The organism is Candidatus Aminicenantes bacterium (assembly GCA_011049425.1).
Lineage (GTDB): Bacteria > Acidobacteriota > Aminicenantia > UBA2199 > UBA2199 > UBA876.
The window spans coordinates 1-6144 of record DSBM01000080.1 but is presented as its reverse complement, the minus strand read 5'-3'; the positions used below and the strand labels follow the sequence as shown (position 1 = coordinate 6144).

The following is a 6144-nucleotide window of genomic DNA, read 5'->3' as shown; positions in this document are numbered from 1 at the left end:
TCGCTTTTCCGCGCCTGCGCCGAATCCCTCGCCTCCGAGAACGCCAGCCGGCTGGCGGCAATGCAACGCGCCGAGAAAAACATCGACGAACTGCTGGAAAACCTGAATCGCTCGTTTCATCGTTTGCGCCAGAGCAGCATCGACGAGGAGTTGTTTGACATCATTTCCGGCTTTGAAGCCCTAAGCGCCAAGGACTGAAACCCATAGCCACAATGAAAGTTGAAGATTCGATACTGAGCAATCGGAATTCTTGATTTGTCTGTTATTGAAAAACAGCATGATTTTGCGTAAGATGAACAGGGCGTGAAAAATGGAGTACCGGATTAAAGAGCTTTTCAATCCGCTGGTACGCTGGCTGGAAAAAATCCTGGCGGTCGCGATCCTGGTCAGCGTGATTGTGGCCGCGGTTAACGGCGGCATGCACCTGGCCGGTATGGATTGGACGGACAAGGATACCTTTTACGAACTGATCTACCGCGTGCTGTTGCTGGTCATCGGTCTTGAACTGGTGCGCATGCTGATTACCCACAGCCTGGCCGCGGTTCTCGAATTGCTGGCCTTTGTCATTGCCCGCAAGATGCTGAAACCAGACTTGACCTCAATCGACATCATTCTGTCCGTGATGGCTTTCGTGGCCCTGCTGGCCGGGCGCAAGTACCTGATGAGCCGTACCTGCTACCTGTCGCTGGAAAGCGATGAATTCCCGCTTGATGAGAGCGATACATTTTCCCGCAATGTTACTCGGGACAGGGCGGAAACGCAAGAGAAGACCATGGAGGACGCCCGTCCCGCAACAACCAGTACAGGAGAAAATGACAATGATGAAACCTGAGAAAACGCATGCCATGAGAATGGGAACGCTTGCTTTTTTCGCAACGGCACTGTTGCTCTTACCCACATCGAGCCCTGCGCAAAAGGGGCAAAATGTAGTTGATAGCGGTATTGCATCAGGTCCATGGCTTACTTATAATGTCAAAGGCGCGAGTCTTGGACCGCGCACCCATGATTATGAAGCAAATCACGGCTACCATAGCGGCAAAGGCCGTTTCACCCCCGGGACGACAATTCATGTCTGGGGGACCATGCACAACAGACACAAGACTCACAGTGATATTGCCGTGGTCTCTGTCGCTTATAGGATCAAAAATCAACCCAAGCTCCTGGGTGCAGCAAAAGAGAGTTTTAGCCTGGGTCCCCGTTCCAACCGCAAATATGATGTTTCTGCAGATATCCCGGGAAACGCGGACAGCGTCGAAATACGTGTCGAGATAGTCGGCTATCATTCTTCCGTCAGGGCCACATTCCGCGCAACGCAACTGAAACCTTTCTCCATGGCCGACCTGCCGATTGCTCCCGAGAACCTGCTGTCCGCCGGTTACCGCAGCAAGCGCGGTCAGACCTTTCGTTTCCGGGTTGTGGGCGCAACAACCGGGAGGGTATGGGGAACCGGTGTTTATACCGACAATTCTCACCCCGCCACGGCCGCGGTCCATGCCGGGATTCTGGATGAGGGCCAGGAAGGCGTTGTGGAGATTATTATGCTGGAGGGACGAAGCAGTTATACGGGCAGCAGGCGTAACGGGGTGGAATCTCAATCATGGAGGCAGTTCCCCGGCAGTTTCAAGTTTGTTATTAAAAAGTAGAGGGTGTTTTCACTTTCTACTGATGACGGCTCCCAATCCGGCAAACCACACGGTCCAGCCCAGGTGGGCGACCCGTTGCTTGAGGCCCGCCAGCTCGGGCAGGAAATCGGGAAAGAGTACCGAAAATCCCAGGCCGATCAACACCAGGGAAGTGACGGCGGTCAGCTTGAGGCGGCCGTTGCCGGCAGGACGCCACAGCATCAATGCCAACAGGGGAGAGAGGGGCAGCAGCATCGCCAACATGCCGGCTTGACCGTGCATGGGCAGCGGCAGGGGAAACAGGGCCGCCCCGGCCAAGGACACGCCGTGAACCAACAGCAGCCAGGCGGGCAGGGTAGACAGCTCCGCCTGCCGGGCAGCCCGCACCAGCCCCAGCACGAAAACCACGCTCAGAACGGCACAGATCAGCATGCCCGGGTTGAATATCCAGCGCGTGGGCGCGTCCAGGGCGCCCAGCTCGCTCACCAGGTTGCGGGCGGAGTTGTAGCCCGGATAGAAGCGGCCGCTGATCAGCAGCGTGGCCCAGAACACCCCGGGTACCGCGAACCCCAGGTTCAGCATGGTTCTTTTGTCCATCGAGCCTCCAATTCAGCAACAAACCCTGATTGTATTGGAGCGGGCAAGAACAGTCAAACCATTGCTGTTTGTAAAGTTGGGGAGTTGGAAAGTTGGAGAGTTTGAAAAAGGAGCCAGGTGGTGGAGGGGCCGTTTGCGAACCTCCCTTTGTCTCTCAAACGGATTGCTGTCTGTAGAAAGGACGAATCAGTTCAAGCAAATTGGTTGTCAACCAGACCATTGATAGATACGTTAAATAGTACAATGATAAGTAGTAACAAAGGGGAGTGAGAAAATGAGATGCTTTCAGGGGATTCAAATCAGGATTAAAACGCTTTTGGTTACCCAGGTCATGGTTGCTTTGTCTGTTCTGAGTGGTGCGGCTCTAATGGCGCAAAGAGAGATTCCTGATCCCAAGCGTACCCACCTTCATGCGCTTGAATTTCGTACCATCTCGGGCAAGGTGACCGATAGAGCGGGAGCCCCTGTTGCCGGGGCCCTGGTTGCAATTGAGAACGAAAGGATCGGCACCATTCAGAAAGCGGCGGATTCGAATGGCCGTTGGGGGTTCAGAAACCTGCTGTTCAAAAACGAAGAGCTCGGCTTGACCATTTCGGCGCAAGGCTTTCTGACTCGAAAGGGAAAGATTACGTGTACGGCAAAAAACATTCCCATCGCCGAGTGCGGATTGATCGCTGATCCACGGTTCATACTTCAGAATCTGTTGGAGGAAGCGGAAAATTTGCGACAGTCGGGCAAAATCATGGAAGCCAGGCACAAGCTTGATGAAATCGCAAAAATGGATATGGGCGGAAGCTTGTTCAATATTGCGCTGGCCAGTAAGTACGTCCTTCTGGGCGACCTGGACTCCGCCCTGGAAGTAGCTGAAAGGGGGCTGAACCTGGCCAGGTATTCCCAGGATCCCGTACAAATCCGCCAGGCGTTGGAGAATTTGGGAGATATTAAACTTCATCGCTTTGAGTTCAGAAAAGCGCTGCCTTTCTTTATGGAAGCGTTGGAACAGGAGCCGCCGAATAAAGATCAATTGCTCGTCAAGATTGCCGATGTTCATTTGCTGCTCAACCAGAAGGAATCGGCTGTTGAAGGCTACCGGAAGGCCATGCGCTTGAATCCTGAATTAGAGAAACAACTGCAGGGAGAAGTGGCCGGTATTACCTCCGGTTGGACAGAAAACAAGGTGGTGGAGCGGGATCGGAACGAAAAAAAGGCCGGAGAGCAGGCGGAGGCTGAATTGGCTGTAATGCCGGATCGCAACGAGACCTTGGTGAGTGTACTGAAAAAATCCGCGGAATATGCGGAAAAACTGGAAACCGCCGCGTTCCGATACGTCTGCATTGAGGATGTGATCGAATCCACTTGGCCGAATATGCCTTATGCCGGAAAGAACCAATATCGTTATGATTTTCAGATTATTGGCAATAATAAGACGATTGTTGAACAGAGAAAGTTGTTATCGCTCAACGGTTTGAAGATGAACAAGCGTAACGCCAAACAGAAAACCGTTTTTCAGTCTCATTTGAAAACTTTTGCCGTAGTCGATCTGCTGGGACGGGAAAACCAGGGGAAATATAACTATCGGATTCTGAGGAACGAATCTTTAAATGGAAAAGCATATCTGCTGATAGATATAAGAAAGAAGGCCCCACAAAAGGGGGATTTTCAACTTGAGGGCACGGCCCTGGTCTATCCTCACGATGGATCCGTCATACGAATCGAGTTTAACCAGTCCTCCATTATCGGACACGAAGGGCGGCGCCGGGCGTCCCTTGATCTGGGTTTTGAAGATGCAGTCATAAAAGATGTTCACTGGTTTGAGGTGCAGAAAGGGGGATTGAATTTCCCGTCACGCTCCTTCCTGACCGAACGCCTCAAGTTGGGTGATGTGCTTATGCCGCATTACGCGGTGGAGTATCGATATTCCAAATATGCATTCTTTTCCGTTTCCATCAAGGATGTGAGATACAGGTAAAGGCAGGGAAACGCCCGGGAAGTCAAGAAATTGAAAAAAGAGAACACCGATTCCGGATATTGAATAGAACCACGGAACACACGGAAAAAAGCAAAAGACAGGAGGCAGGAGACAGGCAGGAAGGGAGGCTAATGGCTATTGGCGAGTGGCCAGGGGGCTAGGGCAAGCACCGTCCCCAGGTGCACGGAATGGCCTGGTTTTCCCTTTTGTCTAATCGTGATAGAATCTCTGTCCCAGCCCGGTTCCGGGGCAATCCAATATCCGAGAGAGACGGACATGAGACCGATTTTGGGGATTCTTTGCTTAGCTGTTTTGCTTCCGTGCGCAAGCGTGGCGGCGGATAACGACACAAAAGAAAAAGCAGCGGTCGAGAGCCTGCTGTCGGTATGGGTGGACGGGGACGCCAAAAGCCCAGGCATCGTTGCGGTCCTGGTTGACAAGGAGGGCGCGCGCTTTTACGCGCACGGGTGCACGCAAAAAGAAGGCCTGCTCGTCACCGCGGATACCCATTTTGAAATCGGTTCGTTGACCAAGGTGTTTACCGCTTTGCTGATGTGCCGCATGCAGGATGTGGGCGTGATCGGTACTGACGCAACAGTGCAGACCTACCTGCCCGCGGACGTGGTATTGCCCCGGCCCCACGAAGAGCCGGTCACCCTGCTGCACCTGGCCATCCATTCATCGGGATTGCCGCGCATGCCCTACAACTTCATGCCCGCCGACCATCTCAATCCTTATGCCGCATATACGGCGGAAAACCTGAATGAATTCCTCAAGATCTTTGAACCGATCAATGCCCCGGGAACCACTTACGCCTATTCGAACGCCGGGTTCGGCCTGTTGGGCCTGCTCCTGGAGCGGGTCGGCGGGAAAAATTACCAGGCCCTGCTGGACCACTACGTGTTGGGCCCATTGGAAATGAAACACACCCGCATGCAGCTCACCGAAGCGGAAATAAACAGCATGGCCAAACCCCACGACGACAAAGGCATTCCCGTCCCGGTATGGGATTTCAAATCCCTGTATGCGGCGGGCGCCCTCAAATCCAACGCCCGTGACCTGGCCCGTTTTCTCGCCTGCCAGTTGGGAACATTACCCCATGATATGGGAAAAACCTTCCAGCGCATGATCCGGCCGGTGCTGCCGCTGGAAAAAGGCAAAGATGCCAACTTCATGGCGGTGGGCTGGCACATCCTGAATTTCGGCGACGGCCTGGATTGCGTGGCCCACGATGGCGGAACCGGGGGCACCCGCAGTATCCTGCTCTTCAATCCCGAACAGAGCTGGGGCGTGGCTGTACTGGCCAACTCCACCCACAACTGCACGCCCGTAGCCCTGGATATCATTCGTGCTGTGTGGCTCAAGAAAGTTGACGAGAAGATGTAGTGAAGGGGCGGTTCGCGAATCGTCCTTAAACTGTCTACTGTCACCTGCAACCTTCTACCTGTCCCCTTCGAGCTATTCAAATTGCTCTATGCCCGGGGTATAATTTCCCTACCATGGAATGCAAAAAAGAACGAAACCTGGAAAAATGCAATTGTACGTATGATCCCTGCTCCCGCAAAGGTGTGTGCTGCGATTGCATCACCTACCACCTGCGCATGCGTGAACTGCCGGCCTGCGCGTTTCCCGCGGATGCCGAACGCACTTTTGACCGCTCTTTCGAGCACTTCGCCCGCCTGGTCAGCCAGGACAAATTCTAAAAGTACGATTGCCTCTTGCCACTCGCCCCTGGCCGAGAGCTTCGATTTTTCTTTCGACTTTCAACTAAGCGCTCCCACCACTCGCCAACTGCCCCTCGCCCCTCGCCGAGCTGTATTTACTTTCGACTTTCAACTTTCAACTAATTTGCCTCCTGCCTCCTGATACCTGTCACCTTCTTCCCTCTTGTGCCCGAAAGGGTATTTCAACTCTTCAACTTTTTGTTTTTGACATTCACATGATAATATATTACTC

6 protein-coding genes and 1 pseudogene are annotated in these 6144 nt (G+C 53.3%); 6 read left to right on the top strand and 1 reads right to left on the bottom strand.

Annotated elements, in window-relative coordinates; genetic code table 11:
* The 3 genes and pseudogenes from ENN40_05500 to ENN40_05490 form a co-directional block, all read left to right on the top strand.
* On the top strand, nt 1-198 hold a 198-nt coding region (locus tag ENN40_05500), incomplete at its 5' end, for a F0F1 ATP synthase subunit gamma (GenBank protein ID HDP94800.1).
* Between the two features lie 253 nt (nt 199-451).
* Nucleotides 452-646 (top strand): annotated as a pseudogene (locus ENN40_05495) (hypothetical protein).
* Between the two features lie 49 nt (nt 647-695).
* Entirely contained in the window at nt 696-1643 is a 948-nt protein-coding gene (locus tag ENN40_05490; protein HDP94799.1) for a hypothetical protein, read from the top strand.
* A 9-nt stretch (nt 1644-1652) separates the two neighbouring features.
* On the opposite strand, the gene ENN40_05485 is transcribed toward ENN40_05490, so the two are convergent.
* On the bottom strand, nt 1653-2219 hold the full coding sequence (locus ENN40_05485) for a DUF998 domain-containing protein (GenBank protein HDP94798.1): 567 nt from the start codon (nt 2217-2219) through the stop codon (nt 1653-1655).
* Between the two features lie 274 nt (nt 2220-2493).
* Here ENN40_05485 and ENN40_05480 point away from each other — a divergent pair, with 274 nt between their 5' ends.
* From ENN40_05480 to ENN40_05470, 3 genes are all read left to right on the top strand, one after another.
* Nucleotides 2494-4188 (top strand): hypothetical protein, encoded by a 1695-nt coding sequence (locus ENN40_05480; protein HDP94797.1) that lies wholly within the window; start codon nt 2494-2496, stop codon nt 4186-4188.
* A 276-nt stretch (nt 4189-4464) separates the two neighbouring features.
* Nucleotides 4465-5574 (top strand): class A beta-lactamase-related serine hydrolase, encoded by a 1110-nt coding sequence (locus tag ENN40_05475; protein HDP94796.1) that lies wholly within the window; start codon nt 4465-4467, stop codon nt 5572-5574.
* Between the two features lie 113 nt (nt 5575-5687).
* Nucleotides 5688-5891 carry a cytosolic protein gene (locus tag ENN40_05470; protein ID HDP94795.1) on the top strand — a complete coding sequence of 68 codons (204 nt, stop codon included), beginning with the start codon at nt 5688-5690 and terminating at the stop codon, nt 5889-5891.
* Nucleotides 5892-6144 lie beyond the last annotated feature (253 nt).